Source organism: Henriciella algicola, assembly GCF_003576245.1.
GTDB lineage: Bacteria > Pseudomonadota > Alphaproteobacteria > Caulobacterales > Hyphomonadaceae > Henriciella > Henriciella algicola.
The window spans coordinates 413,036-437,146 of the sequence record NZ_QWGA01000008.1; the positions used below are offsets into that span (position 1 = coordinate 413,036).

Here is a 24,111-nt window from a genome sequence, read left to right on the forward strand (position 1 = left end):
ATATGGTCTGCCCCATCAATCCGCGCTGAGGAGTGCTCCGATGGAACTAGACGCCCTGATCCTGTCCCGGCTCCAGTTCGCATTCGTGATTGCCTTCCACATCATTTTTCCAGCTTTCACGATTGGTCTCGCCGCTTTCCTTGCGGTCTGTGAAGGCCTCTGGCTCTGGACCAAGCGGGACGTGTTCAAGCGTCTCTACCTGCACTGGATCAAGATTTTCGCGCTCGCCTTCGCCATGGGCGTCGTCTCCGGCGTTGTGATGTCATACCAGTTCGGCACGAACTGGTCGGTCTTTGCAGACAAGACCGGCAGCGTGATCGGCCCGCTGCTTGGCTATGAAGTGCTCACCGCCTTCTTCCTTGAGGCGACCTTCCTCGGTGTGATGCTGTTTGGCTGGAAGCGGGTCGGCAACAAGCTCCACTTCATCGCGACCTCTGCGGTTGCCGTCGGCACGACGATTTCGGCCTTCTGGATCCTCTCGGCAAACAGCTGGATGCAGACACCGGCTGGCTTCGCCATCGACGCAGAGACCGGCAATTTCTACGCGACGAACTTCTGGGACGTCGTTTTCAATCCGAGCTTCCCGTCGCGCTATGTCCACATGATGCTGGCGGCCTTCATCACGACGGCTGCGGTCATCCTTGCGGCGGGTGCCTGGCAGGTTGTCCGCCACCATGAGGAAGAGCCGACACGCTGGCAGATGCGCATGGCGGTCGGCACGCTGGCAGTGCTGATGCCGCTGCAGATCTGGGCTGGTCACTGGTCGGGCGAAGTCGCCCATGAGTATCAGCCTGCAAAGGTCGCCGCGATTGAAGGCTGGTGGGAGACGAGTGAGGTCCAGCCCACCATCCTGTTCGGTTTCCCGGATGAAGAAAATGAGCGCAACATTGCGGAGATCGCCATTCCGGGCACCAGCCCATACCTCTTCCCCCATGCGGAAGGGGAGCTGGAAGGCCTCGACGCGTTTGCTGAGGAAGACCGCCCGCCGGTCGCCATCGTGTTCTGGGCCTTCCGCATCATGGTTGGTGCGGGCATGGCGATGCTGGCCCTCGGCATCTGGGGCTGTTTCCTCTGGTGGCGCAAACGTATCGACAAGCCAGGCTTGTTCCACCTGCTCGCCATACCGGGCGGTGCGCTGGGCTTCATCGCGGTGATCACCGGCTGGGTCGTTGCCGAGGTTGGCCGCCAGCCCTTCACCGTCTATGGGCAGCTGCGCACCGAAGACAGCCTTGCGCCGGTCTCGACCGAACAGGTCGCCACCTCGCTGATCATCTTCATGGTCGTCTATGCGATCATCTTTACAGCAGGCACCGTCTACATGGCGCGCATCGCGACACGTGGCTTCCAGGACGACGCGCCAGAGCCGCCAGAGCGCGAACACCGCGCACCAGGTACGCCGATGGGCGCTGTCGATGATCCGGCTGAAACCGGGCCGCGCGGCCGCCATCCGGATGAATAGAAAGAGAGGGCAGGGCTATGGAACTTGATCTTCCACTGATCTGGGGCTTGCTGATCGCGGCTGCGGTCATGCTCTACGTCCTTCTCGATGGCATGGACCTCGGCATCGGTATGCTGACCGGCTTTGCCAAGGACGATGACGAACGCAATCTGATGACCGCCACGATCGAGCCTGTCTGGGACGGGAACGAGACCTGGTTGATCCTCGGTGGCGGCGGCCTCTTCGCAGCCTTCCCACTCGCCTATGCCATCCTGATGCCCGCCTTTTACCTGCCCGTCCTGCTCATGCTGGCGGCACTCATCTTTCGCGGCGTGGCCTTTGAGTTCCGGCACAAGGCGGTGCGCAAACCGACCAAGCTCTTCTGGAACGGGGCCTTCTTCTATGGCTCGCTGACCGCCGCACTGGCGCAAGGGCTCATCCTCGGCGGTTTCATTCAGGGCGTCACGGTTGAGGGCCGCAGCTTTGCTGGCGGCGCCTTCGATTGGCTCACCCCGTTCTCGCTGCTCGTCGCTGTCTCTGTTGCGATCGGCTACATCCTGCTCGGCGCTTGCTGGCTAGTGCTCAAGACTGAAGGCGACGTCCAGCGCCGCGCACGCAATCGCGGCAAGATCGCGCTCGTCGGTGTTGCGGTCTGTTTCGCCGCCGTCAGCCTCGCCACACTGTCTATCGATCCGCGCGTAACAGAGCGCTGGGGCTTCTCCATGGCAGAGGTTGAGTTCGCCAAGATCCTCCCGCTTTCGCCAATCCCGCTCATCGGTCTGGTCCTGACCGTGCTTGTCTGGCGTGACCTCTCCGGCAAGGTTTCGGCGCCTGACTGGCGTCCCTATGTCCTGTCGGCAGGCATCTTTCTGTCCGGCTATCTCGGCCTCGCTGTCAGCCTGTTTCCGAATATCGTGCCATTCGAGATCGACATCTGGCAGGCCGCTGCCCGCGACAATGCCCTGATGCTGATGTTCGTCGGTGCAGCCGTGATGCTGCCGGTCATCCTGATCTATACCGGATATGTCTACTCGCTCTTCTGGGGCAAGGTGGACCCGGACGAGGCCTATCATGACTGACCTGATTGAACCTCAAGGCCCCGATGAGACGGGCGGCTCTGCTGGCCCGCTCTGGAAAAGGCTCGCCTGGTTCTGGGGCATCGCGATTGTCAGCGTCACCGTTGTGGCCGCGACGGCCTATATCCTGCGCGGCTTTCTGTTCATCGGTTGAGGACGACGTCTCGGCCGGGTTGAACCTGCTTGACCCCACGCGGCGCTGCGGCCACGCTTTAAGGCACCATCAACCGACCGATTCCCAATGGAAAGGAGCGCCAAATGGCTGGCAAATTCGAACTCTACACCGACAAGGCAGGCGAATTCCGCTTCAGGCTCAAAGCCGGCAATGGCGAGATCATTCTGGCGAGCGAAGGCTACAAGCAGAAAGCCAGCGCGACGAACGGAATTGAATCGGTCAAGAAGAACGCATCTGACGATGCGCGTTATGAGCGCAAGGAAACGGACGCGGGCAATTTCCGCTTTAATCTGAAGTCCACCAACGGCCAGGTTATCGGCACGTCTGAAAGCTACAAGAGCGCTTCGGGCCGCGACAATGGCATCGAGTCGGTCAAGAAGAACGCGCCAGACGCCCGCGTTGAAGACATGACGGCGTAAGGCTTTTCAGCTTTAAAGAATTCCGGAAGGGCGCGCGCAGGTCTCACTGCGGGCGCCTTTTTCCGTTAGAGCGACAGTTTGAGATGCTGGAGCAGGAGGACCGTCTTGGCGTCTGTGATCTCGCCAGTCGCGATGCGGCCATAGGCATCTTCGAAGGGAAGCTCGACGACTTCGATGTCTTCGCCCTCATCGCTCGCGCCGCCGCCGCTCGCGACCTTGTCTGAGGGTTTGTAGCTCGCCGTGTAGCACCAGACCCGCTCCCCAAAGCTTGCGGGACTTGCATACATCGCCGTCACCAGGTGAAGGTCGTGCACTTGGTAGCCAAGCTCTTCCATGGCTTCGCGGCGCGTGGCTTCTTGCGGGTCCTCGTCTTCGATAACGCCCGCGCAGGCCTCCCACATCGGCTCTTCATCGCCTTTCATGAAGACGGGCAGGCGTAGCTGGCGGATGAGGAGGACGGTGCCGCGCGCGCTGTCATAGGGAAGCACCGCGCAGGCGTCGGGGCGGTTATAGACCTCGCGGGTCAGGCGCTCCCGGCGACCGTCGCGGCGCTCATAGTCAATCGTATGCTTGACCAGCGGGACCCAGTCATCCGCGAGCACTTCGCTGGAGACAAGGGTCACGCGGTCCTTGAGCGGTTTGACGCTCATGCGAAGCGAGGGGCGATCTTCAGTCCTTTGACCCAGCCAAGCTTCTCATAGATCAGCAGCATGGTGCCATTATAGTCGACGATACGATTCCAGACGCCCTTGCGCGGACGGTGCAGCGCCGAGACAGGCTCATCATGGTGATGGTCGTGGAAGGCTTCACCGCCGGTCAGAAGCGCCATGGCATGGTCAGCCCAGGCCGGGGTCTTGAGGTGACCAAGCACATTGATGCCATAGGTCGTCGCGTGGAACTGGATCGCCCGGCCGATGACGACGCTTGCATGGATGATCCCGGTCAGCACGAGCGAGCCACCGGCTGCCCAGACGACCAGATAGATCGCAGCCGGGATGAAGAGGTGGATGACCAGCGAGATCGAATTGTAGAAGCCATCCATCCAGACAATGACTGGGTGGTTCTTCAGCCACATTGGCATTGGACGCATCGTATCTTTCGGGTCGCGGAACAGGATCCAGCCAACCCAGGCCCAGCGCTTGCTCTCGAACGGGTTGTGCGGGTCGCCCGGACCGTCGGCGAAGCGGTGATGCTGGGAGTGGTAGTTCACCCAGTCTTTCACATTCCCCTGCATGGCGATCATCAGATTGACCATGGTCAGGACCTGCGCTGGCCAGGCCAGTTCGCCTGCCCGGTGCTGCATGATGCGGTGAAGCGGGCCGATGCCTGCATTGCAGACGAAAATCGTGAAGGCGATGACGCCCAGTGAGAGCGGAACGTACCAGAGCTTGAGCTCGATCTGTGTCAGCGCAAATCCCAGCGCGACCATCGTGGTCAGCAGCGCGATGCCGAGCGCTGGATAGATGAAGGCCGAAAACAGGCTCGGCATATCGATTGTCTTCCAGGATTTTGGAATGGCAAGCGAGCGAGGAATTTTGGTCATTCAGGGCTCCGGTGTCGGCAGGCGATTGCGTACAGTCTGAACCAGACTGCCTGACGCGATGTTAAGAACCAATCGCATTTTGGCAAAGGAAAAATCGCCGCGGATTACTGCATTGCAATCTGTGTTTGCGCACACCGTCAGAAACACCACCCATGCACCGTCACTGCACCCTGTTTTTGGCGCTATTTCCACTCATAGACGAGTGCACTTTCCCGATGTGCAAACCGGTCAAGATGACGCTCAATGACGTCGCAAAGTTGGTCCAGAGAATCTGGGGAGTCAGAGGTTACCTCCAGGCCAAGCGCGCTCTCGCTTGCCTGCATATTCAGTTCGCCAAGCGGCAGATTGATCCGGCTTTTCGTCTCTGAATAGTCGACGTCGAACTTGTGTGCCCAGTGTTTGCTGAGCTGTTGCAGGTAGCGGCTGGCATTCTCTGTCGCCACGAGGGTCGTTCTTTTCATTGCATTTTCTCCGGTATGATCCCGAAGACGTAAATGCGATGCACTCGCAACTGAGGGCGCTCATGCGGAATGGTTGTTATGCGAGGCGCGGATGAGAACGGTGTCGTTGGTCAGGTAGCCGCCCTAGACCGATACCACCCGGCCGGGGTTCATGATGCCGAGCGGATCAAGCGCCAGCTTTATGGCCCGCATCGTCTCTGTAGCTGCTTTCGGCCTGATCTCGGCGAGCTCATCGCGCTTCAAACGGCCAACCCCGTGCTCTGCGCTGATCGACCCACCAAACTTCATCGCATGCGCATGTACGATGCGGGTAACCTCTTCGGCATTGTCAGAAAGCGCTGAGTTTTCAGGGTTCTTGGGCGCGCAGGCCGAATAGTGGAGATTGCCGTCGCCGACATGACCGAAGGCGACGATCTCCGCTTCCGGCACCAGTTTCTGGATCGCTTCTTCAGTTGCGGTGAGAAAATCCGGAATGGCAGAAACCGGGACGGACACATCATGGTTGAGGGCCGTGCCATAGGCACGCTTGGACAGGGGGATCGTCTCGCGGATGTGCCAGAAGCTCGATGCCTGCTGGCCGCTCTCAGCGATGAGAACGTCGGCGGCAAGTTCTCGCTCCATCCCGTCGGCGAGGGCCGCCATCAGCGTCTCCCGCGCCTGATCTTCCCGCGACATTGAAACCTCAACCAGAACCCTCCAGGGCAGGTCGGACGGGGCCGGGTCGCGGGTGTCAGGCACGTCGGCCTTCACCATCTCGATGGCATTGGCCGGGATGATCTCGAAGCTGGTCACCGTGTCGCCGGCATGGTCGCGGACCAGCGCCAGAAGATCGACGACATTGGCAGGTGTCTCGCAGGTCACCCAGGCAGTCGCCTTTGAAACCTTTGGAAAAAGTTTGAGCGTCGCCGCAGTGATAAGGCCCAGCGTGCCTTCAGCACCCGCGAAAAGATGCTTCAGATCATAGCCGGTATTGTTCTTTCGAAGGCCAGACAGCCCGTCCCAGATCTCGCCAGAGGGCAGAACAACTTCGAGCCCAAGAATAAGGTCGCGCATCATCCCATATCGCAGCACGGCGACACCGCCCGCATTGGTCGAGATCAGCCCGCCAATGCTTGCCTGACCCTCAGAGCCAAGCGACAGCGGGAAAAAGCGACCAGCCTCTTCAGCGGCCTGCTGCGCGCTCACAAGCGTCGCGCCAGCCTCAATGGTCATTGAGTTGTTGCGGGTATCGACGCCGCGAAGCTTGGTCATCCGGCGCATGGAAACGGTGATCTCACCATGCGGCGTGCCACCGTCGACAAGGCCCGTATTGCCGCCCTGCGGGACCAGCGCGACGCGATGTTCAGCGCAGAGTTTGACGAGGCTCGCAGCTTCTTCGGTAGAGGCTGGCATCGCCAGAAACGGCGTCTCGCCATTATTGGTACCGCGCCATGGAGAGGCGACCTCTTCAAGCTTGTCGGGGTCTTCGCTCCAGCCAGACGGGCCTAGCAAGCCCTTGGCAGCGTTCAGGAATTCTTCGTTCGGGCGGTTCATGAGCGGCGCTCCATCATGGTCGCAATGGTTGGGTCGCCGCCTGCAGCTTTCAAGGCCTGACCGGCCCGGATGCGCGCCTCTTCAGGCTTGTTCTGCCCGACCTTGGTTATCCCTTCGAGCCGTTGCGGCGTAAGTTTGAAGGTCACGATCGAGGTCAGCATCCGCTTTAACTGAGCCCGGTCCATCGATGCGACGGTCCATGCCGGCTTCGGTGAAAGACCCGCTTCGAAGCGGGCTGAGAGGTCTTCGAGAAACTGCTCGGCCTCAGCTTCATCACAAATGCTGACAGTGCCTTCAGCTTCGACGGAGAGGTAGTTCCAGGTCGGCACCTGCTTCTCCATGCCATACCAGTCGGGCGAGATATAATCGTGAGGGCCAGAGAAGACGATGAGCGCGTGGCCGATGTTCGCTATGCCCCGCGCGGCGGGGTTCGCCTTCGACAGGTGAAACCGCAGCGTGCCGTCCGCCTCTGCCAGCACAGGCGTATGCGCGGCGCGAGGGCGCCCTTCGAGGAGGCCAATTGCCAGCGCAAAAGGCCAGTCGCCGATGCGCTTCAGGAGGGTGGCGCGGTCTGTTTCGAGATAGGCGGGAGCGGGGTGCATCCTGCCTGTCTAGCCGCGATCAGCGGCGCGAACCAGCCGGTCATTGATCGCTGCCCCAAGGCCATTGACCGGGATCGGGGCGACGGCGATACGGTCATGCGTTTCGTCGAGCTGACGCATCATGGAGAAGAGGTTCGCAGCGGCCTCAATGAGGCTCTCACGCGACGACAGGTTCAGGGTCGCTTCGCCTGGCCCGAAGCCCAGAAAGGCCTCGCCAGGTTCTGGCGTCTCTACGTTCAGCCGCAGGCGCGCATTCGGAGCATAGTGGCGCAGGAGCTGTCCAGGCGATGTCGGCTTGTCGGCGCTGCCGCCCATCTCAATGCCGGGCCAGACGGCTTCGATTGCCTCCGGCAGGACTGTGCCCTGACGCAAAAGGACAGGCGTCTCGCCGCGCGCATCGATGACCGTCGACTCGATACCTTCGCTGCACGGCCCCCCATCAAGAATGAGGTCGACCTTGTCTCCCATATCGCCGGAGACATGCTGTGCGGTCGTTGGGCTGATACGCCCTGACGGATTGGCGGATGGCGCGACCAGCGGGCCACCGAACGCCTCCAGCAATGCGCGCGCTGCCGGGTGAACTGGTACACGCAGGGCCAGCGTATCGAGACCGGCGCGGGCCAGCGAGCAGACTGTCGTGGTGTCGACGGCATCGACCACAAAGGTGAGCGGGCCCGGCCAGAATTCGGCGGCAAGCGCCCGTGCTTTTTCGGAAAACCGCCCCTGCGCAAACGCCGCCTCTGCAGAGGCGCAATGCGCGATCAGCGGGTTGAATGCTGGCCGGCCCTTGGCGGCGTAAAGGCGCGCGACGGCGTCAGCGTTTGCCGCGTCTGCTGCGAGCCCATAGACCGTCTCTGTCGGCATAGCGACGAGGCCGCCTTCTTTGAGAATGCGTGCCGCCCGATCAAGGGCGGCGGAATCCGGTTTCAGGACTGGGGCCGTCATGGCTCAGTCGCCTAGCACTCAATCAGCCGGCAGGCGAGGCCACGACTCGCACATCGATGCGCACAGATTCCGATACATAGGAAGCGCTCGCGTCAGACGTCTGGCCGAGATCGAGCGGCGTGCGCTCCACGGTCGTGTCGCCCGTCATCACTGTAGAGGCGCCATCCTCTTCAAGCGTGAAGGCGAATGGCACCGTGACCGATCCATCCTTGATTTGAAGCGTGGCATCGGCACTGTAGAGTGTGCCGGTCTGCTGGAAGCCTGTCAGGTGGACGGTCGCTTGCGGGAAGGATGACACGCCAAACCATTCGGCGGATTTGAGGCTGTCGGTGTAGAGCTTCTTCGGTGTCGCGGCTGAGCCCGTATTCACCGTGACAAGCACCTCTGAGGCAGCAAGGTTGTCCGCGTCGAAGTCGATATCGGCGCTCCAGTCGCCGAAGCTGCCCTCATAGGTCTGGCCTTCATGGGTGAAGGTGAAAGCGATTGAGGACTGGTCATAATCGACGGTCCAGTTCGGCTCGACTGAAATTTCGCTCACATCTGCCGGGGCGTCGCCCGAGCTATTTTCGCCGCCGCTGCTGGAGAAGAGCTGTGGGACGAAGGCAATGATCAGGAAAAGCGCGATGGCTGCGCCGAAAGCGGCGAGGAAGCCGCGTGGCGGCGGGCTTGGCTTATCCGTCTTGCCAAAGAGGCCCGGCAGCATGCGTTTCAGCACGCCTTCTTCATGCCCGAACTCATGTTTCAGGGCACCGCCAAGATGCAGGGCAAGAAGGGCAAGCGCGACCCAGGCGAGTTTTGAGTGAATGTTTGAAACGAGGCCAAAGCCGGTCTCATTTGCGAGAAAACCGACACCCGGAATATCTGGCCAGCTGAACAGGCCGAAGATCACAGTCGGAATGTCGAAATCATAGGAAATCGAAACCGTGAGCCACCCGGTCAACGGCATGATGACCATCAGGGCATAGAAGCCGATATGGACAGCATGGCTGGCCTTGCTCTCCCACGGTTTCATGCCCGTGGGCAATGGGGGCGGCGGGTTCATCACCCGCCAGATGATCCGCGCGACTGTCAGGATCAGGATCGTGATGCCGACCGATTTGTGGAACTGGAACCAGGATTCCTTGCCGTCCATGTTCCAGCCAAGCCAGATCATGAACAGGATGCCGAATGCAATCGCCCAGTGAAGGGCGATTGCAACGGCGGAGTAGCGCGGTGATCGTGTCATGAAGACTTAATTGCCGTCTGTTTCGGCATCCGTCTCTGCGGCTTCCTGCTGCAGGAATTCGCCTGAGAACTCGACGACGACTTCATCAGAGATCATGCCCTGAAGAGCATCCTGACCGAACTCGGAGCGATTGATCGTCGTGCCAGCATCGAAACCGATAAGGTCCCGGGTGCCGAACCAGGGCACATTGGCGACACCGTTGAAGGTGACGTCGAGCGTGACAGGCTGGGTCTGGCCGAGGAAGGTGAGGTCGCCCGTCACCGTTCCCGTCGTGTCGCCCGTGCGCGTCACTTCGGTGGAGGTGAAGGTGATCTCAGGATAGGCGCCCGCATTCATGAAGCCCTCATCCTGGGCCAGCGCTTCGGTCCAGCTGTCATGCGGGCTGTCCGGGTGGCCTGCCTTGTAGTCACCGGGAAAGTGCGTCCAGACCGAAGTCGGGTCGATGGTGAGCGTGAGGCTGGAGCTTGCTGGATCTGCAGCGTTGAAATCAAGCGTGCCGTCAAAGCTCGTGAAGCTGAGCGTGTATTCCGAGAGGCCCTGGTGCATGACCTTGGCGGTCAGGAAGGCGTGCGTCGGTTCGATGGAATAGGTCGCGGAGGCGACTTCGGCCAGAACGCCTTCGCCAGCAGCGGCGTCGGCTTCGATCTCTACGGTTTCAGTCGCATCTGTTTCGGCGGTGCCGGACGTGTCCGTCTCGGCGCCGGAGCATGCCGCCAGAACCAGGAGGCTCGAAGCAGCTAGAAAGGTCGTTGTGAGTTTCATCTTGTATCAGCCCTGATTGTCTGGAGGTCTATTCGTTCTCGATGAATTCGCCGGAGAACTCGATCGCGACGTCGTTCGAGATCACGCCCTGAAGCGCATCCATGCCGAATTCAGTCCGGTCGATAATGGTGCTCGCGGTAAAGCCGATCGTGTCGCGTTCGCCCATCCATGGTGGGTTGGCGACGCCATTGTAGGTGACATCCAGCGTGACCGGGCGGGTCTCACCGCGGAAGCTGAGATCGCCTGTCACCGTGCCGGTGAAGTCGCCGGTCATTTCGGCGCTGGTCGAGGTAAAGGTGATTTCGCCAAACTCGTCGGCCTGAAGGAAGCGGTCGTCATTGGCGAGCGCGTCGTTCCAGTTTTCGAATTCGCTGTCCGGGTGGCCGGCCTTGTAATCGGCAGGGTAGTTGGCTTCCAGAGCAGCTGGATTGATGGTCAGATTCAGCGTCGACGCGGTCGGGTCTTCGGAGTTGAAGTCGAGCGTCGCGTCAAAGTCGGTGAAGTAGACCGTATAGGTCGAAATACCGTTATGGGTGACGTTGAAGGTCAGGAAGGAATGGTTCGGGTCGAGCTGGTAGGTGGCATTGGCGACACCTTCCAGGGTTTGTTCGGCGAGTGCAGGTGCAGCGGTAAGCGCTGCGAGCACTGCTGTTGTTACGATACGGCGCATGGACGGACCTCCTCATACATGGTCAAGAATGCGTGCAAACTAAATATACTAGCCGTTCAACCTGACCAGTCCGGCTTTAGACCCTGTAGAGAATAGTACTTATCCGGGAGATGCATCATATGAGCTATCGGGCACCCGTTGAGGACATGGCTTTCGCCTTGAGACAGCTTGCCGGAATTGGCCGCCTGTCGGGCGAGCATTTCGAAGCTTTCGACGATGAGCTGATCGATCCGATCCTCGAAGAGGCGGGAAAACTCGCCAGTGATGTGCTGGCGCCGCTGAACCAGACAGGCGATGAGCAGGGCGCTCAGCTGACCGGTGACGGGGTCGTCGCGCCGCATGGCTTTGCCGACGCTTACCGCCAGTTCGCAGAAGGTGGCTGGATGGGGCTCGCCGCGCCTGTCGAATGGGGCGGGCAGGGCCTGCCGCGCACGCTGTCGAATGCGGTGCTCGAAATGCTGCATGGGTCAAATATGAGCTTCGGTCTCTGCCCGATGCTGAGCGCAGGTGCGATCGAGGCGCTGCTGGCGCATGGCGGCGAGGCAGAGAAGAAGAAATACCTGCCCAAGCTGATCTCTGGCGAGTGGACGGGCACAATGAACCTGACAGAGCCTCAGGCAGGCTCTGATGTCGGCGCGCTGAAGACCAAGGCCGTGCCGCAGGAAGATGGCTCCTACAAGATCTCAGGCCAGAAGATCTACATCACCTGGGGCGACCACGACATGACGGATAATATCATCCATCTTGTCCTCGCCCGCCTGCCGGATGCGCCGGAAGGCTCGCGCGGTATTTCACTCTTCGTCGTGCCGAAAGTGATGGTGAATGAGGATGGCTCGCTCGGTGAGCGCAACGCTGTCCAGTGTATCGGGCTTGAGAAGAAGATCGGCATTCATGCGAGCCCGACCTGCGTCATGGAATATGACGGCGCGACCGGCTGGCTGGTCGGTGAGGAGAATAAGGGCCTCGCCTGCATGTTCACGATGATGAACGCGGCGCGCCTTAATGTCGGGCTTGAAGGGGTCGGCGTTTCAGAAGCAGCCTACCAGACCGCCTATGCCTATGCGAATGAGCGCAAGCAGGGCAAAGTGGACGGCGTCGATGGGCCTGCGCCCATCCTGCACCATGCCGACATTCGCCGCACGCTGACGACGATGCGCGCGCATACGATGGCGGCGCGCGCCATCTGCTATGCTTGCGGTGTGGCGGCTGACCTTTCGGACGCCGCAGAAGACGAGGCGACCCGTGAGGCTGCGCGCCTTCGCGAAGAACTCCTGACGCCAATCGCAAAGGCGTGGTCGACTGATACCGGCGTTGAGATGGCCAGCCTTGGTGTGCAGATCCATGGCGGCATGGGCTTCATGAATGAGACGCTGGCCGCGCAGCTTTACCGCGATGCGCGGATCGCCCCGATCTATGAAGGTACGAACGGCATTCAGGCCATCGACCTTGTCGGGCGCAAACTCTCCATGGCGGGCGGACGTGCGATGAGCGACATGATCGATGAAGTGCGTGAAACCGCGCGCGCGGCGCGTGAGACCAATGACCCGCAGCTGGGGCAGATCGCCGACAGGCTGGTTGCGGCCGCTGATGCACTTGGCGAAGCCACCGACTGGATGAAAGCCGCCATGAAGGATGAGCGCGAGAAAGGCCTTTCAGGTGCGACGGCCTATCTGGAGCTTGCAGGCGACGTGATCGGCGGTCACTTCCTGACAAGGGGCGCGCTATCGGCGCGGGCGGACAATTCCGCGCTGCGGGGCCGGATGACGGCGCTTGCAGGCTTTTTCGCTGAAACCTCGCTCGCCGAAGCGCCGGGCCGCGTTTCGGGCATCACCCGAGGCGGCGACAGCTTCCTTGCCGAGAGTGAGGCCCTGTTCGGGCTGAGCTAGTGCCTGGCAAAGTGCGATGAGCTGGGGCTGCCCGCAGGATTGGCGCGGACAAGCTCAATCGGCTTCGGGCCTTCCTGCAGGCCAAGCATCTCCGGCGTGAAACCGAAGGGAAGCTCGTTCACGCCGACGATGAAGCACTGCTCCATGAAGCGTTTGGCGTCAGGGAGGGTAAACAGCGCATAGTCCCGGTGGTTCTCGTGGTCGGCAACCGGAACATTCTTGAACAGGTACCGGAAGGTGCGTTCCCACTTTTCGGTGTCTTCGAACTCAATTGCGCCAAGGACGCCGTGCGGACACTCATGGCTGCCTGTGGTGCGCACGCGAATGACCGGCATGAAGCCGTCCTTCTCGAACACGTTGAGGTGCCAGGAATTGAGTTTGGAGTAGCGGCCCTCGGTGAACTGCTGGAGGTCAGACTCCAGGCGTTCGCGCTTTAACTCGTGTGTCGCGGTCTTGAGCTCGCGCTCCATCAGCCGTTTCAGCCGACCATTGAGGTCTTCCTGCAGTTTGATGAGCGGCTGCATGGCGTCGATCAGCGGGGCGAACTCCTCTTCCTGACGCGCCTGCCATTCCTGACGTTTACGGGCGTCTTTCTTCGCGGTGGATTCCCTGAAGAAGAGGAGCTTGAGGACAATGAGCCCGAGAATGGCACCGCCGGTCCAGACCAGCCATTCCGGGACGTCCTGCCCGCCTATGGAGTATGCTCTCGCCACGATGGGTTGTGGCAGGTCCAGTGCTGCGAACATCGATCTATCCCCCTGATATACCCGAAACTGTAGCCGTTATTATGGCTCACGCCGGACATGTACAGGCTGGCGCGGGCGATCCCTGAACCAGCGCCAGGTGGCTCACGCAGAATCGGGAGGCGGTAGGGCGATCGACCGCCCTCCATAGCTAAGATGCTAGGATATCGCGGTCATGGGATTCGGGAAGTTCAGCCCTGCCAGCGGGAAATCAGTTCGGCTGGATCGGGGCGTGCGCGTTCCTGCGGGTCTGCTGTCGCCTTGCCGAGGTAGAAATAGCCGGCAATGCGCTCACGGCTTGAGAGGCCGAGTACCTGGTCAATGCCCTTGGAAAAGCTGACCCATTCGGTCAGCCAGACACCGGCATAGCCAGCTGCATTGGCGCTGAGGAGCAGATTGTGGCCGAGGGCCCCTGCTGACAACTCCTGTTCCCAGACGGGCGTTCTGTTGTCGTCTTTCGGGCTGGACACGAGGATCACGACGCAGGGCGCACGGAGTGGGAGGGCCTTTGTGGCTTCGAGATCTGCATCCGAAGCAAATTCGTTTTCCTGCTTGTGAACCTCCGCCGCCTTCTCACCGAAAGCTTGCCGCGCGTCGCCTTCGAGAATGATGAACCGCCAGGGCGAAAGGCGCCGGTGATCCGGGACACGCGTTGCCGCCGTGAGAATGGCATCGAGCGTGTCGGGGTCCGGTCCCGGGCCGCCGATGAAAGCCTTGTTGGCTGACCTGCGCAGCGCAAGAAAGTCGCGTACCGTCTCGCTTTCGCGCGTCGCCTGCATAGTGGTTCCGACGGCGGGGGCATCAGGGAAGAGTTTCGTCATGCCCAAGAAATAGGATCGCGGCGACCAATTCAAACCTCGCAGGACGCAAATAATAGCGCACTTTGCAGATTGAGTGAACGGTGTTCACAAATTGAACGGCTATTGCTTAGTGACGCGGGTTCGGCTAGGTTCCCATGGGTGCAGCTGAGGGTGGCGCGACATGCAGGACAGCGAGATTTCGCCAGCAGAGCGGCGCCGCTTGCGCGTGCGCGGGGCGATACTGGACGCGGCCGAAAAAGTGTTCGCCGAAGAGGGAGAGGCTGGTCTCTCCATTCGCCGGATTGCCGATGAGATCGACTATTCCCCGGCGGCCATCTACAAATATTTCAGCTCCAAGGACGACCTTGTCGATGAGCTGAAGGAGTCCTTTTTCGGGCGGCTTCTGGGAGCGGTTCACGAGATCGCAGACCGGCGCGACCCGTTCAGCGTCCGGGCGCGTCGTTGCATGACGGGTTATGTCCGCGTCGCTATAGAGAAACCTCATCATTATGTGGCGGCCTTCTCCGGCGTTCGGGCGGATGATGAGACATCGTTTGATGCGGATGGGTTCGATGGCACGAATAAGGGGCAAGCCTTCAGCGTGCTGACTGACATGGTCACTGAGGGCGTCGAGGGCGGGCATTTCCGCGCTGAACTCGACCCGGTCAACACAGCCAAGTCCGTCTGGGCCTCCATACACGGACTTGCCATGATGATCGCCCACCTGCCTGATTTTCCCGCCACAGCGTCCATGCCCGGCGGAATGCAGCAGGCTGAGTTCATCGAATTTCATTCCGACCTGATCGTCCGCAGCCTCGAGAAAACAAGTGGAGGTGCCGCATGAGCGACTATGACCGCACGCCCCGGCCAAGCTTTCTGAAGGGCCTGCTCTTCATTGCCGTGATCGCCGTCGGCGTCGCGCTGCTTGCGATGTTCGTCCTCAGTCAACGCTCCAGCGAAGGCCCGCTCGTCATCAGCGAGGAGCCGACGCCGCTCGCCGTTGATGTCGTCGTGGCGGATGTGCAGTCATCGCTCGCGCTTGATGAGAAGTTCACCGGCATTGTTCAGCCGCGTCGGTCCAGTGACCTTGGTTTTGCCGATGGCGGGCGCATTGCTGCGCTGAATGTCGATGTTGGTGACCGAGTTACCGATGGGCAGATCCTGGCCGTGCTGGATACGAGGGCGCTTCGCTCGCAGCTCGCCTCCGCTGAGGCACGGGTAAATGAGGCGCGTGCTTCGCATGCGCTGGCGATGAATACGGTCGAGCGTCAGCAGACATTGATGGCGCGTGGCCATGTCTCCCAGCAGCGGGTTGATGAAGCGCTGGCGCAGGCTGCGACGGCCGATGCACGTATCGAAGCAGCGAAAGCGCAGGCCGATACGCTGCGCGTGCAGATCGACCTTGCGAGCATCACCGCGCCTTATCCCGGTGTGATTACCGCCCGCAATTTTGATGAGGGCGCAATTGCCCCGCAGGGCGCGCCAGTCTTCGCGCTGGTGGAGACTGGGTCGCTCGAGGCGCGGATCGGTTTGCCCGCAAACCTCGCCTCCACGCTGGAGCCGGGGCAGGTCTATACGCTGCAAAGCGACAATGGCCCGATCGATGCGCGCCTACGCTCTGTCACAGGTGTCATCGAGGCCGGGCAGCGCAGTGTCACGACGGTGTTCGATATTACTGATGCGACGACGGTTTCGGCAGGGGCGGTCGTGCGCCTCTCCCTCTCACGCGATGTAGAAGAGAATGGCTTGTGGCTGCCGGTGTCTGCGCTTGCGGAAGGCCAGCGGGGGCTTTGGTCGCTCTATATTGCCGTGCCGCAGGACGGTGGTTGGGTGGCACGTCCGGGACTGGTCGAAGTGGTCCAGAGCGATGGCGAACGCGCATTCGTTCGCGGTGCGATTTCCGATGGTGATCGGATCATCATTGACGGCCTGCAGCGTGTCGCGCCTGGACAGGCCGTTGCGCCGCGACCCGCGCCGATGGCTGCGTCCTATTCGAGCGAAGGCTAGGGAAAGGGGAAACACGCAATGCGTACGCTTTTCTACCGACTGCCGCGGCTCAGCATACTCGCCATTCTTGTTATTCTGGCGGGTGCGATCGGCTCTCTCCTGACGCTTGGTCGTCAGGAAGACCCAACGCTTGTTGAGCGGTTCGGTTATGTGCTGACCACACTGCCGGGCGCCGATGCCGAGCGTATTGAAGCGACGATTACCGACCCGATCGAGAGCGCGATCCGGGAACTGCCTGAGGTCGACGAGGTCCGGTCGAGCTCACGTCAGAATGTCTCCCAGATCACGATCACCATGGACGAGGGCCTTAGCGAAGCTGAGGTCGACGATGCCTGGACGCTGGTCCGGGCGAAGGTCGATGGCGCGCGCGCAAACCTGCCGCCGGGGACAAGTTTCCCACGGATCGAGCGTCAGTATGTCGGCGCGTCGACCATGCTGGTCTCACTGGTCTGGACCGGTGAGAGCGACCCGGAACTCGCGGTGATGTCGCGCTTTGCGCGCAACCTGTCAGACCGGTTCCAGAATCTGGCAGGCACAGAAGAAACTGAAATATATGGGCTCCCGCGTGAAGAGGTCCGCGTTGTTATCGACCCGGATGCACTGTCTGCCGCTGGCCTGAGCATGAGCGATGCGGCCCAGCTGGTCGCCGCATCGGATGCCAAGGCCCCCGCCGGTCAGGTGCGCGGCGACCGCGCAGATGTTGGCGTGGAGATTGGCGGCTCATTTGACGGGATTGCGCGCATCCGATCTGTGCCGCTGGTCCAGCGCCCGGACGGTAGCGCCCTGCGGGTCGGTGATATTGCAGACGTCCGAAAGGGCATCGAGGACCCGGCCACGGTGATGAACTTTACCAATGGCCAGCGCTCCATCGTGGTCAGCGCGTTCATCCAGCCCAACCAGCGCGTGGATCAGTGGGCAGAGCGTGCGCGCGCCCTTGTAGCAGAGTTCGATGCGGCGTCACCCGCCGCGATCGATGTTCAGCTCGTTTTCGATCAAAGCGTTTACACCAATGATCGTCTCAACGGTCTTGCGCAGAACCTCGCTTTCTCGTCTGTGATCGTCTTTGTGGCGCTGTTCCTGGTGATGGGGTGGCGGGCGGCTTTCGTTGTTGGCGCCGCGCTGCCGTTGACTATCGCGCTGGTCCTCATCCTGTTCAACGTCTTCGGCTATCCGCTGCACCAGATGTCGGTTACCGGGCTCGTCATCTCGCTCGGCCTTCTGATCGACAATGCGATTGTGGTCTTCGATGAGTATGATCAGGAACGCGCGCGCGGTCACAGCGTCGTCGAAGCAATCGACATCGCTCTGTCCAAACTTTTTGGACCGCTCTTTGCCTCGACGCTGACCACGGCGCTCGCCTTCGCGCCGATTGCGCTCATGCCGGGGGCGGCGGGTGAGTTCATCGGCATGCTTGGCGTGTCGGTGATCTTCTCAGTGATCGCATCCTTCGTCCTGTCGATGACGATCATTCCGTTTCTCGCAGGCCGGTTTGACCGCAAGAGGGTCATTGGGGAACGGAATAACTGGTTTCGCGACGGCATTTCCATTGATGCCGTGACTGACGGCTATCGCTGGACGGTGGGCGCGGTTCTGCGGTTTCCGCCGCTGGGTCTCGCTATTGGCCTCGTGCCCGCTTTGATTGGCTTTTCTCTCGGCGGCAGCCTGCCGCTCCAGTTTTTTCCTCAGACCGAACGCGACCAATTTCAGGTCGAGATCAGCTTGCCGCCGACCGCGACCATCTTTGAAGCCGAGAGGGCGGCGATGCGAGCGACGCAGTTACTGCGTGAGTATTCCGAGGTCGAACTTGTCAATTTCACGCTCGGGGAGTCCGCCCCGCGGGTCTATTATAATGCTTTCAACAATACCCAGGGCGTGCCGGGCTTTGCGGCGGGCTGGGTGCAGCTGACGGATAATCTGTCGACGCGTCGTCTCGTTCGCCAGATACAGGACGATCTGCGGATGGAGTTTCCCGGCGCGCAGTTCCTGGCGCTGCCGTTTGAGCAGGGACCGCCCGTGCCGGCACCGATCGAGTTCTATATTCGCGGCGACAGCCTCGAGACGCTGAACCGCCTTGGCAATGAAACGCGGCGGGTCCTGTCTGCGACGCCGGGGGTGACCTATACGCAGGCGAGCCTGCAGCTCGGTGCCCCAACGGTTACCATCCGTGCCGATGAAGCCGCGACGGCGATGACAGGGGAGCGGCTGGCAGGTCTCGCGCAGGATGTTCGCGCAGAGCTGGAAGGCGTGCCAGCCGGATCGATCCTGGAAGGTATTGAGGAAATTCCGGTCCGCGTGATTGCGCCGCAAGCACGTCGGTCACAGCTTTCAGACCTTCGCGCCATGTCGGTCGGTACCGTCAATGGCCGTGAAGGGGCGCCGCTCGCGACGCTCGGTGAGATGACGCTAGATCCGCAGACCGCGGTGATTACGCGGTTTGACGGGCGGCGGGTAAACCAGATTTTCGGCTTTACCGAACCTTTCTCTTTGCCGTCCCCTGTGCTGGAGCGCTTTCAGGCGCTGCTGGAGGCTTCCGGATTTGAGACGCCGCCGGGATACGACATCCTCATAGGCGGTGAGGCGGAAACCCGCGCCGAGGCAATGACAAACCTCCTATCGCTGGCTGTGCCGCTCATCATCATCATGGCAGGCGCCGTGACGCTGGTTTTCAATTCCTTCCGGCTTTCGTTGCTTATTCTGCTGACCGGCTTTCTATCGGTCGGGCTGGCTTTTGGTGGGGTCTGGATGTTCAACCTGCCGCTCGGCTTCAACGCGATTGTCGGCTCGCTGGGCCTGCTCGGGATATCGATCAACAGCTCGATCGTCGTTCTGTCCCTGCTGCAGGGGAACGCTGCCGCACGCGCGGATGATGTCCTCGCCCAGCGAGAGATCGTCGTCGATGCGACCCGCCATATCGTGGCAACCACCCTGACGACGATGGGCGGTTTCATCCCTATCATCCTGACGGGCGATGTTTTCTGGCTGCCTCTGGCGACAGCGATTGCCGGCGGGGTGGCAGGGTCTGCGCTGCTGGCGCTTTACTTCACGCCGGCGGCCTACAGGCTGATGACGATGAAGCCCGGACGGCGCCTGTTTGCGCGGCTGCGGGGGCGGCGCTACGACCCTTCATTGCAGGCTTCCCAAGCTGAGTGAGTGCATCACGCGTAACCCGCTGCTTACCTTTGCAGGGATAATCGCGATCTGAATCGAGCTTACGGCTCCAATGAAACTGAGCGCTGCACGTATGTCATCAGAACAGGCCCTCGATCTTTCTGAAATGGACCCGGCCGAATGGCGGGTGCTGGTGAATGAGGTTGTCTATGGCCCGTACACGCTGGGCCAGATGGTCGGCTTCATCGCTGAGAAGCGCGTTGGCCCGGGCACGCAGGTCGCCGAAGGTGATGGCGGAGCGTTCCTGCCAGCCCAGCAGCACCATCCGCTTGTCGCCCATCTGAAAGATGCGCTTCGCCCGTCCGTCCAGAAGGAAGGAGTGGAGGACGTCTCCAACTACCTCATCATCGCCAAGCTTACCGGCACAGGTGAAATCCAACTCGTCAGCACGCTGAACCGGCTCGGCAAGTTTGCCCAGATCATGCCAGGCGTCTGGGCGCTACGGTCGAGTGTGAGGCAGGCGCGGTTGCGCGACCAGCTAAACCAGACGGTGACCTCTGCCGATCAGGTTATGATCGCCAATGCCACCACGGGCAGGCTTGCCTGGCTCAATCTCGGGCTTGAGGCCGACGTCCACATCCGCAGGGTGTGGAGCGCCGATCTGGACTAGGCTGGTTCTGCGACCTCAGCTGGCGCCGGGGCGGAGAGGCCCCGGATCATGTCAGCCGCCTTTTCCGCGACCATGATGGTCGGCGCATTCGTATTCCCGCTGACCAGCGTTGGCATCACGGACGCATCGACGACGCGGAGGCCCTCGATACCGCGCACGCGCAGGTCTCCGTCTAGCGGGGCCGCATCATCGACACCCATGCGAACCGTGCCGACAGGGTGATAGATCGTCTCGCCGGTCTTGCGGATAAAGGCGTCGATCTCTGCATCGGTGCGCACATCCTGACCAGGCATGATCTCGTCGCCGCGCAGGGCGTCGAACGCATTCTGGCCTGCAATCTCGCGGCAGATCTTGACGCCCTCGCGCATAGCGCGGCGGTCTTCTTCGGTCGCGAGATAGTTCGGGTCGATCAGCGGATGATCGAACGGGTCGGCGCTGGCGAGCGTGATACTGCCACGGCTTTCAGGGCGCAGCTGGCAGGCATGGATGGTAAAGCCATCCGCTTTCACCTGCGTGCGGGCATGATCGATCATGATCGCGTTGACGAAGTGCAGCTGGAGGTCGGGCCGGTCGAGTCCTTCGCGCGATTTCAGGAAGCCGCCTGCCTGCAGGAAGTTGTCGCGGCCAGCGCCCTGCTTGCGCAGGAGGTAGTTGAGACCGACAGCAATCTTCTTGAGGCCCGCCTGACGCGAATAGGCAGACAGTTTCTGGGTCATCTTGTGAATGACGGTGACGTCGAGATGGTCCTGCAGGTTCTCACCGATGCCGGGCATGTCCTGCACAACGTCGATGGAATGTTTGCGAAGTTCGGCGGCCGGGCCGAGGCCCGAAAGCTTCAGGATCTGCGGCGACTGGACGGCGCCTGCGCAGATGAGAACTTCGCGGTCTGCGCGCACCAGTTTCGGTTCAGCGCCGCGACCGGACAGCGTTTCGACGCCGATGGCGCGTTTGCCCTCAAACCGGATCTTCGAGACGAGCGCGGTCGACATGACGGTCAGGTTTGGTCTGTCTTTCAAGACAGGATGGAGGAAGGCACGCGCTGTGCTCCAGCGTTCGCCGTCATTGATGGTGCGCTGATATGGGCCGACGCCTTCCTGCTGCGCGCCGTTGAAGTCTGGCGTGTAGGGGTAGCCTGCCTGCTCGCCGGATTTGATGAAGCTGTCATAGGCCACGGAGTCGAGCGGGCTATCCTCTACGACGAGCGGGCCGTCTTGGCCGTGGAAGGTCTCATCCTTGCCGCGATAGCCTTCAGAGCGGCGGAAATAGGGGAGAACGTCAGCATAGCTCCAACCGGTGAGGCCGGACTGGCGCCACTGGTCATAGTCGCGCGCATGCCCGCGAATATAGACCATGCCATTGATGGAAGAGGAGCCGCCCCAGCCTTTGCCACGCGGCCACCAGAGTTTGCGCCCGTCCATGTGCTTCTGGGCTTCTGTGTAGAAACCCCAATTGTGCGGGCCTGCATCCTTGATCAGGCCGCCGACGCCTGCCGGCATGCGGATCATCAGGCTCTTGTCCTGCCCGCCGGCCTCGACGAGGCAGACTTTCACGTCCGGGTCGGCGCTCAGACGGTTCGCGAGCACGCAGCCGGCGCTGCCTGCGCCAACGATCACATAGTCGAAGTTTGCAGTCTCTGGCATTTTGTTTTCTCCCTTGGCAGGGAGGTTTCGTAATTGTTGACGGCGGTGTCAACTTTTGATCGGCCATCAACCTTTTGTGAATATAGATTTCTTAGCATTCGGCGTGGACCGGCAATTGATCACTGCAAGGGTCCGTCAGGCAGGAGGCCGCATGGAAGCCGTCAAACCAAGGGCAGCAGGACTGCGCCCAGCGCTCGACCTTCGCAAGGACAGGCGCCGCAACAGGCGCGTCAACGTCCAGCTGAACGGCCGCTTCCTTGCTGAGAGCGGCGAAGACCACACGCTCCTGACAGAGAATATTTCGTGCGGCGGCGCTGCCTTCATGTCTCGCCAGAAGCCCGCGATCGGTAGCCGCGTTGTCTGTTACCTTGATGATCTCGGCCGCATCGAAACCGATGTCGTGCGCCACACGGATGCGGGATTTGCCGTCCAGTTCAGCGTGACCATGCGCAAGAAGGAAAAGATCGCCGACCGGCTGACCTGGCTCGCGAACGTCAAGGCGCTGGGGCTGACAGATGAGCGCGAGGCACCGCGCTATGCCTCAGGCGGCCCGGCGCTCGTGACCCGCGCGGATGGCCGTGTCCTGCAATGCCGGACGATTGATATATCTCTCTCGGGGGCCGCCTTCGAGACCGATGGCCCCGCGCCTTTCGTGGGCGAGCGGGTAACGGTAGGCAATCTCGTTGGAGAGGTCGTGCGTACGCTGAGAAACGGCTTTGCCATTCGCTATGTCGGCAAGCAGGACGCCAGCTGAACGCTGCGAGAGCCTTGAAGCATCAGCTCAGGCGATCCATCTGCACTGAAAGACGCAAGGCTTGAAGGATAAGGCCCATGGTCGACAATCCAGACATCGGCGCACCGCCGCCACCATGGCGCAGACTGCGCTTCGAAGCGAAAGCTGCGGCTGCCGATGAGCCGACGCTTGCAAGCTATATCGATGCAGCGATCCTGTCGCATGACACGATCTGTCAGGCGCTCTCATTCCATTTGGCAGAGAAGCTGGCCGGGCCCGAGATCGGTGCGCAGCAGGTACGCCACGTCATCGCGCATTGCTATGATGAGAACCACTGGATGATCGAAGCGGCAGAGCGCGACCTTCAGGCCGTGCTCGAGCGCGACCCGGCCTGCCGCGGCCTGCTCCAGCCTTTCCTGTTCTTCAAAGGCTTTCTGGCCCTGCAGACACAGCGTGTTGCCAATCGGCTCTGGCGCGATGGTCGCGAGACGCTGGCCTTCCACTTCCAGTCACGCGCCAGCGAGCGTTTCGGCGTCGACATCCACCCCGGTGTGAAGATGGGCACCGGTGTCATGCTGGACCATGCAACGAACATCACCATCGGTGAGACGGCTGTGGTCGGTGACGATTGCTCTATTCTTCAGGGCGTCACGCTCGGCGGCACCGGCAAGGAAGTCGGCGACCGGCATCCGAAAATCGGCCGGGGCGTTCTGGTCTCTGTCGGTGCGAAGGTCCTTGGCAATATACACGTCGGTGACGAAGCCAAGATTGCAGCCGGTAGCGTCGTCCTGAAAGACGTTGCGCCGCGCACGACGGTCGCTGGTGTCCCGGCGCGCGTTGTTGGCGGCGGCGGCGAAGCGCCAGCACGGAATATGGACCAGACTCTCCCTGAATCCTCCTAGCCTTCTGGATATCGGCACAAGACTCGCATAGAACATCCTGTAAGGGCACAGGGGTAGTTTCTCATGCTTAGATTGCTTGGCGGGTTTTCGATCGCCTCCACGAAGATTGTCGCGACCTTCTTCATGGTCATCATATTGATGCTGCTGGGCATCGTTTTCTTCCCGCGCCAGCTCAATCAGATCAATGACGTCGCCAACTGGATCGCCAATCTCGACTTTGTGCGCAATCCTGACATTCCCCAGACGGCGGTCGCCGTTTTCCGCAATTTCGTGAATGAAACCACGATCTTCGGCATCCTGATGACGCTGATTGCGCGTGCCTTTGTCGAGTTCATTTTCTGGCTCTGCGCTATTCTCTGGCGGGTCGCGAACCCGCGCGAAGATGAGGATGGGTTCAAGCGCCGCAGCTTCGACCCCAGCGAAGACGTTCCACCGACCTATTCGCGCAACTGAAGAAAAGGCACGTTCAGCCGTTTCGGCGCTTCGCCAATTGATATAGCTCTCTGCGCGAATACAGGAGACGATGATGAGCGAAGATCTGAAGAAGAACGAAACCCAGCTGCTCGAAGCCTATCTCAAAGGCAAGCTGAACCCGGATATCCGCCTTGTTAGCCGGTCGCAGACCGATGATTCCGTCGAAGTCTATCTCGGCTCGGAATTCATCGCCGTGATCTACAAGGACGTCGATGAGGGCGAGACGTCCTACCAGTTCCAGATGACGGTCCTTTCAGAGGATCTGGGCGACTGAGCGCCCCGCTGCTATCTGCCGACCG

At 61.0% G+C, this 24,111-nt stretch carries 25 protein-coding genes; 13 read left to right on the top strand and 12 right to left on the bottom strand.

Translation table 11 applies throughout. The annotated features are described in order from the left end of the window. Positions 1-40 precede the first annotated feature (40 nt). The 4 genes from D1222_RS14955 (at position 41) to D1222_RS14970 (ending at position 3,108) form a co-directional block, all read left to right on the top strand. On the top strand, positions 41-1,459 hold the full coding sequence (locus D1222_RS14955) for a cytochrome ubiquinol oxidase subunit I (protein WP_119455052.1): 1,419 nt from the start codon (positions 41-43) through the stop codon (positions 1,457-1,459). Between the two features lie 17 nt (positions 1,460-1,476). Then, positions 1,477-2,517, top strand: a complete 1,041-nt coding sequence (gene cydB / locus D1222_RS14960) for a cytochrome d ubiquinol oxidase subunit II (protein ID WP_119455053.1) — start codon at positions 1,477-1,479, stop codon at positions 2,515-2,517. Continuing rightward, on the top strand, positions 2,510-2,668 hold the full coding sequence (locus D1222_RS14965; RefSeq protein ID WP_119455054.1) for a DUF2474 domain-containing protein: 159 nt from the start codon (positions 2,510-2,512) through the stop codon (positions 2,666-2,668). Before cydB ends, D1222_RS14965 begins: the two co-directional genes overlap by 8 nt. Before the next feature lie 104 nt (positions 2,669-2,772). Then, the gene (locus D1222_RS14970) at positions 2,773-3,108 is read left to right on the top strand and encodes a YegP family protein (RefSeq protein ID WP_119455055.1); all 336 of its coding nucleotides are present in this window, start codon (positions 2,773-2,775) and stop codon (positions 3,106-3,108) included. 65 nt (positions 3,109-3,173) lie between these two features. Here D1222_RS14970 and D1222_RS14975 read toward each other — a convergent pair whose 3' ends face one another. The 9 genes from D1222_RS14975 to D1222_RS15015 all read right to left on the bottom strand — a co-directional run bounded on the left by D1222_RS14975 (position 3,174) and on the right by D1222_RS15015 (position 10,849). Then, entirely contained in the window at positions 3,174-3,758 is a 585-nt protein-coding gene (locus D1222_RS14975; RefSeq protein WP_119455056.1) for an NUDIX domain-containing protein, read from the bottom strand. Then, positions 3,755-4,651, bottom strand: coding sequence for an acyl-CoA desaturase (locus D1222_RS14980; protein WP_233348817.1), 897 nt, complete (start codon positions 4,649-4,651; stop codon positions 3,755-3,757). Before D1222_RS14980 ends, D1222_RS14975 begins: the two co-directional genes overlap by 4 nt. Positions 4,652-4,833: 182 nt before the next feature. Next, positions 4,834-5,112, bottom strand: coding sequence for a DUF2218 domain-containing protein (locus D1222_RS14985; protein WP_119455057.1), 279 nt, complete (start codon positions 5,110-5,112; stop codon positions 4,834-4,836). A gap of 123 nt (positions 5,113-5,235) precedes the next feature. After that, a complete protein-coding gene (locus tag D1222_RS14990) occupies positions 5,236-6,645 on the bottom strand; it encodes an FAD-binding oxidoreductase (RefSeq protein WP_119455058.1) in 1,410 nt (469 codons plus the stop codon). Next, positions 6,642-7,247 carry an FMN-binding negative transcriptional regulator gene (locus D1222_RS14995; RefSeq protein ID WP_119455059.1) on the bottom strand — a complete coding sequence of 202 codons (606 nt, stop codon included), beginning with the start codon at positions 7,245-7,247 and terminating at the stop codon, positions 6,642-6,644. Before D1222_RS14995 ends, D1222_RS14990 begins: the two co-directional genes overlap by 4 nt. Positions 7,248-7,256: 9 nt before the next feature. After that, positions 7,257-8,192 carry an L-threonylcarbamoyladenylate synthase gene (locus D1222_RS15000; protein WP_119455060.1) on the bottom strand — a complete coding sequence of 312 codons (936 nt, stop codon included), beginning with the start codon at positions 8,190-8,192 and terminating at the stop codon, positions 7,257-7,259. Positions 8,193-8,214: 22 nt separating this feature from the next. Continuing rightward, positions 8,215-9,417, bottom strand: a complete 1,203-nt coding sequence (locus D1222_RS15005; protein ID WP_119455061.1) for a cytochrome b/b6 domain-containing protein — start codon at positions 9,415-9,417, stop codon at positions 8,215-8,217. A 6-nt stretch (positions 9,418-9,423) separates the two neighbouring features. Then, complete coding sequence (locus tag D1222_RS15010; RefSeq protein WP_119455062.1) at positions 9,424-10,179, bottom strand: YceI family protein; 756 nt, start codon at positions 10,177-10,179, stop codon at positions 9,424-9,426. Between the two features lie 28 nt (positions 10,180-10,207). Further along, on the bottom strand, positions 10,208-10,849 hold the full coding sequence (locus tag D1222_RS15015; RefSeq protein ID WP_119455063.1) for a YceI family protein: 642 nt from the start codon (positions 10,847-10,849) through the stop codon (positions 10,208-10,210). A 119-nt stretch (positions 10,850-10,968) separates the two neighbouring features. Here D1222_RS15015 and D1222_RS15020 point away from each other — a divergent pair, with 119 nt between their 5' ends. Beyond that, positions 10,969-12,735, top strand: coding sequence for an acyl-CoA dehydrogenase (locus D1222_RS15020; protein ID WP_119455064.1), 1,767 nt, complete (start codon positions 10,969-10,971; stop codon positions 12,733-12,735). On the opposite strand, the gene D1222_RS15025 is transcribed toward D1222_RS15020, so the two are convergent. Both D1222_RS15025 and D1222_RS15030 read right to left on the bottom strand, forming a co-directional pair. Further along, positions 12,732-13,481, bottom strand: coding sequence for a hypothetical protein (locus tag D1222_RS15025; RefSeq protein WP_119455065.1), 750 nt, complete (start codon positions 13,479-13,481; stop codon positions 12,732-12,734). The genes D1222_RS15020 and D1222_RS15025 overlap by 4 nt on opposite strands. A gap of 188 nt (positions 13,482-13,669) precedes the next feature. After that, entirely contained in the window at positions 13,670-14,299 is a 630-nt protein-coding gene (locus D1222_RS15030; RefSeq protein WP_119455201.1) for a nitroreductase family protein, read from the bottom strand. A gap of 160 nt (positions 14,300-14,459) precedes the next feature. Here D1222_RS15030 and D1222_RS15035 point away from each other — a divergent pair, with 160 nt between their 5' ends. From D1222_RS15035 to D1222_RS15050, 4 genes are all read left to right on the top strand, one after another. After that, entirely contained in the window at positions 14,460-15,122 is a 663-nt protein-coding gene (locus D1222_RS15035; RefSeq protein WP_119455066.1) for a TetR/AcrR family transcriptional regulator, read from the top strand. Next, positions 15,119-16,285: an efflux RND transporter periplasmic adaptor subunit gene (locus tag D1222_RS15040; RefSeq protein WP_119455067.1), complete on the top strand. Its 1,167-nt coding sequence runs from the start codon at positions 15,119-15,121 to the stop codon at positions 16,283-16,285. Before D1222_RS15035 ends, D1222_RS15040 begins: the two co-directional genes overlap by 4 nt. 18 nt (positions 16,286-16,303) lie before the next feature. Then, positions 16,304-19,435, top strand: a complete 3,132-nt coding sequence (locus D1222_RS15045; protein ID WP_119455068.1) for an efflux RND transporter permease subunit — start codon at positions 16,304-16,306, stop codon at positions 19,433-19,435. Positions 19,436-19,526: 91 nt separating this feature from the next. Beyond that, positions 19,527-20,063, top strand: a complete 537-nt coding sequence (locus D1222_RS15050) for a DUF4339 domain-containing protein (protein ID WP_119455069.1) — start codon at positions 19,527-19,529, stop codon at positions 20,061-20,063. On the opposite strand, the gene D1222_RS15055 is transcribed toward D1222_RS15050, so the two are convergent. Further along, a complete protein-coding gene (locus D1222_RS15055; protein WP_119455070.1) occupies positions 20,060-21,703 on the bottom strand; it encodes a choline dehydrogenase in 1,644 nt (547 codons plus the stop codon). The two genes, D1222_RS15050 and D1222_RS15055, sit on opposite strands and share 4 nt — an antisense overlap. Before the next feature lie 151 nt (positions 21,704-21,854). On the opposite strand from D1222_RS15055, the gene D1222_RS15060 reads away from it, so the two are divergent. The 4 genes from D1222_RS15060 (at position 21,855) to D1222_RS15075 (ending at position 24,086) form a co-directional block, all read left to right on the top strand. Continuing rightward, positions 21,855-22,457 carry a PilZ domain-containing protein gene (locus D1222_RS15060; RefSeq protein WP_119455071.1) on the top strand — a complete coding sequence of 201 codons (603 nt, stop codon included), beginning with the start codon at positions 21,855-21,857 and terminating at the stop codon, positions 22,455-22,457. A 77-nt stretch (positions 22,458-22,534) separates the two neighbouring features. Continuing rightward, positions 22,535-23,338, top strand: coding sequence for a serine O-acetyltransferase (gene cysE, locus D1222_RS15065; RefSeq protein WP_119455072.1), 804 nt, complete (start codon positions 22,535-22,537; stop codon positions 23,336-23,338). Positions 23,339-23,401: 63 nt separating this feature from the next. Further along, a complete protein-coding gene (locus D1222_RS15070) occupies positions 23,402-23,791 on the top strand; it encodes a hypothetical protein (RefSeq protein WP_147371897.1) in 390 nt (129 codons plus the stop codon). A gap of 73 nt (positions 23,792-23,864) precedes the next feature. Then, complete coding sequence (locus D1222_RS15075) at positions 23,865-24,086, top strand: DUF3126 family protein (RefSeq protein WP_119455074.1); 222 nt, start codon at positions 23,865-23,867, stop codon at positions 24,084-24,086. Positions 24,087-24,111 lie beyond the last annotated feature (25 nt).

Coding starts and splice junctions, on each gene's coding strand:
- D1222_RS14955 (WP_119455052.1), top strand. CDS start 41: ATGGAACTAGACGCCCTGATCCTGTCCCGGCTCCAGTTCGCATTCGTG.
- cydB (WP_119455053.1), top strand. CDS start 1,477: ATGGAACTTGATCTTCCACTGATCTGGGGCTTGCTGATCGCGGCTGCG.
- D1222_RS14965 (WP_119455054.1), top strand. CDS start 2,510: ATGACTGACCTGATTGAACCTCAAGGCCCCGATGAGACGGGCGGCTCT.
- D1222_RS14970 (WP_119455055.1), top strand. CDS start 2,773: ATGGCTGGCAAATTCGAACTCTACACCGACAAGGCAGGCGAATTCCGC.
- D1222_RS14975 (WP_119455056.1), bottom strand. CDS start 3,758: ATGAGCGTCAAACCGCTCAAGGACCGCGTGACCCTTGTCTCCAGCGAA.
- D1222_RS14980 (WP_233348817.1), bottom strand. CDS start 4,651: ATGACCAAAATTCCTCGCTCGCTTGCCATTCCAAAATCCTGGAAGACA.
- D1222_RS14985 (WP_119455057.1), bottom strand. CDS start 5,112: ATGAAAAGAACGACCCTCGTGGCGACAGAGAATGCCAGCCGCTACCTG.
- D1222_RS14990 (WP_119455058.1), bottom strand. CDS start 6,645: ATGAACCGCCCGAACGAAGAATTCCTGAACGCTGCCAAGGGCTTGCTA.
- D1222_RS14995 (WP_119455059.1), bottom strand. CDS start 7,247: ATGCACCCCGCTCCCGCCTATCTCGAAACAGACCGCGCCACCCTCCTG.
- D1222_RS15000 (WP_119455060.1), bottom strand. CDS start 8,192: ATGACGGCCCCAGTCCTGAAACCGGATTCCGCCGCCCTTGATCGGGCG.
- D1222_RS15005 (WP_119455061.1), bottom strand. CDS start 9,417: ATGACACGATCACCGCGCTACTCCGCCGTTGCAATCGCCCTTCACTGG.
- D1222_RS15010 (WP_119455062.1), bottom strand. CDS start 10,179: ATGAAACTCACAACGACCTTTCTAGCTGCTTCGAGCCTCCTGGTTCTG.
- D1222_RS15015 (WP_119455063.1), bottom strand. CDS start 10,849: ATGCGCCGTATCGTAACAACAGCAGTGCTCGCAGCGCTTACCGCTGCA.
- D1222_RS15020 (WP_119455064.1), top strand. CDS start 10,969: ATGAGCTATCGGGCACCCGTTGAGGACATGGCTTTCGCCTTGAGACAG.
- D1222_RS15025 (WP_119455065.1), bottom strand. CDS start 13,481: ATGTTCGCAGCACTGGACCTGCCACAACCCATCGTGGCGAGAGCATAC.
- D1222_RS15030 (WP_119455201.1), bottom strand. CDS start 14,299: ATGACGAAACTCTTCCCTGATGCCCCCGCCGTCGGAACCACTATGCAG.
- D1222_RS15035 (WP_119455066.1), top strand. CDS start 14,460: ATGCAGGACAGCGAGATTTCGCCAGCAGAGCGGCGCCGCTTGCGCGTG.
- D1222_RS15040 (WP_119455067.1), top strand. CDS start 15,119: ATGAGCGACTATGACCGCACGCCCCGGCCAAGCTTTCTGAAGGGCCTG.
- D1222_RS15045 (WP_119455068.1), top strand. CDS start 16,304: ATGCGTACGCTTTTCTACCGACTGCCGCGGCTCAGCATACTCGCCATT.
- D1222_RS15050 (WP_119455069.1), top strand. CDS start 19,527: ATGTCATCAGAACAGGCCCTCGATCTTTCTGAAATGGACCCGGCCGAA.
- D1222_RS15055 (WP_119455070.1), bottom strand. CDS start 21,703: ATGCCAGAGACTGCAAACTTCGACTATGTGATCGTTGGCGCAGGCAGC.
- D1222_RS15060 (WP_119455071.1), top strand. CDS start 21,855: ATGGAAGCCGTCAAACCAAGGGCAGCAGGACTGCGCCCAGCGCTCGAC.
- cysE (WP_119455072.1), top strand. CDS start 22,535: ATGGTCGACAATCCAGACATCGGCGCACCGCCGCCACCATGGCGCAGA.
- D1222_RS15070 (WP_147371897.1), top strand. CDS start 23,402: ATGCTTAGATTGCTTGGCGGGTTTTCGATCGCCTCCACGAAGATTGTC.
- D1222_RS15075 (WP_119455074.1), top strand. CDS start 23,865: ATGAGCGAAGATCTGAAGAAGAACGAAACCCAGCTGCTCGAAGCCTAT.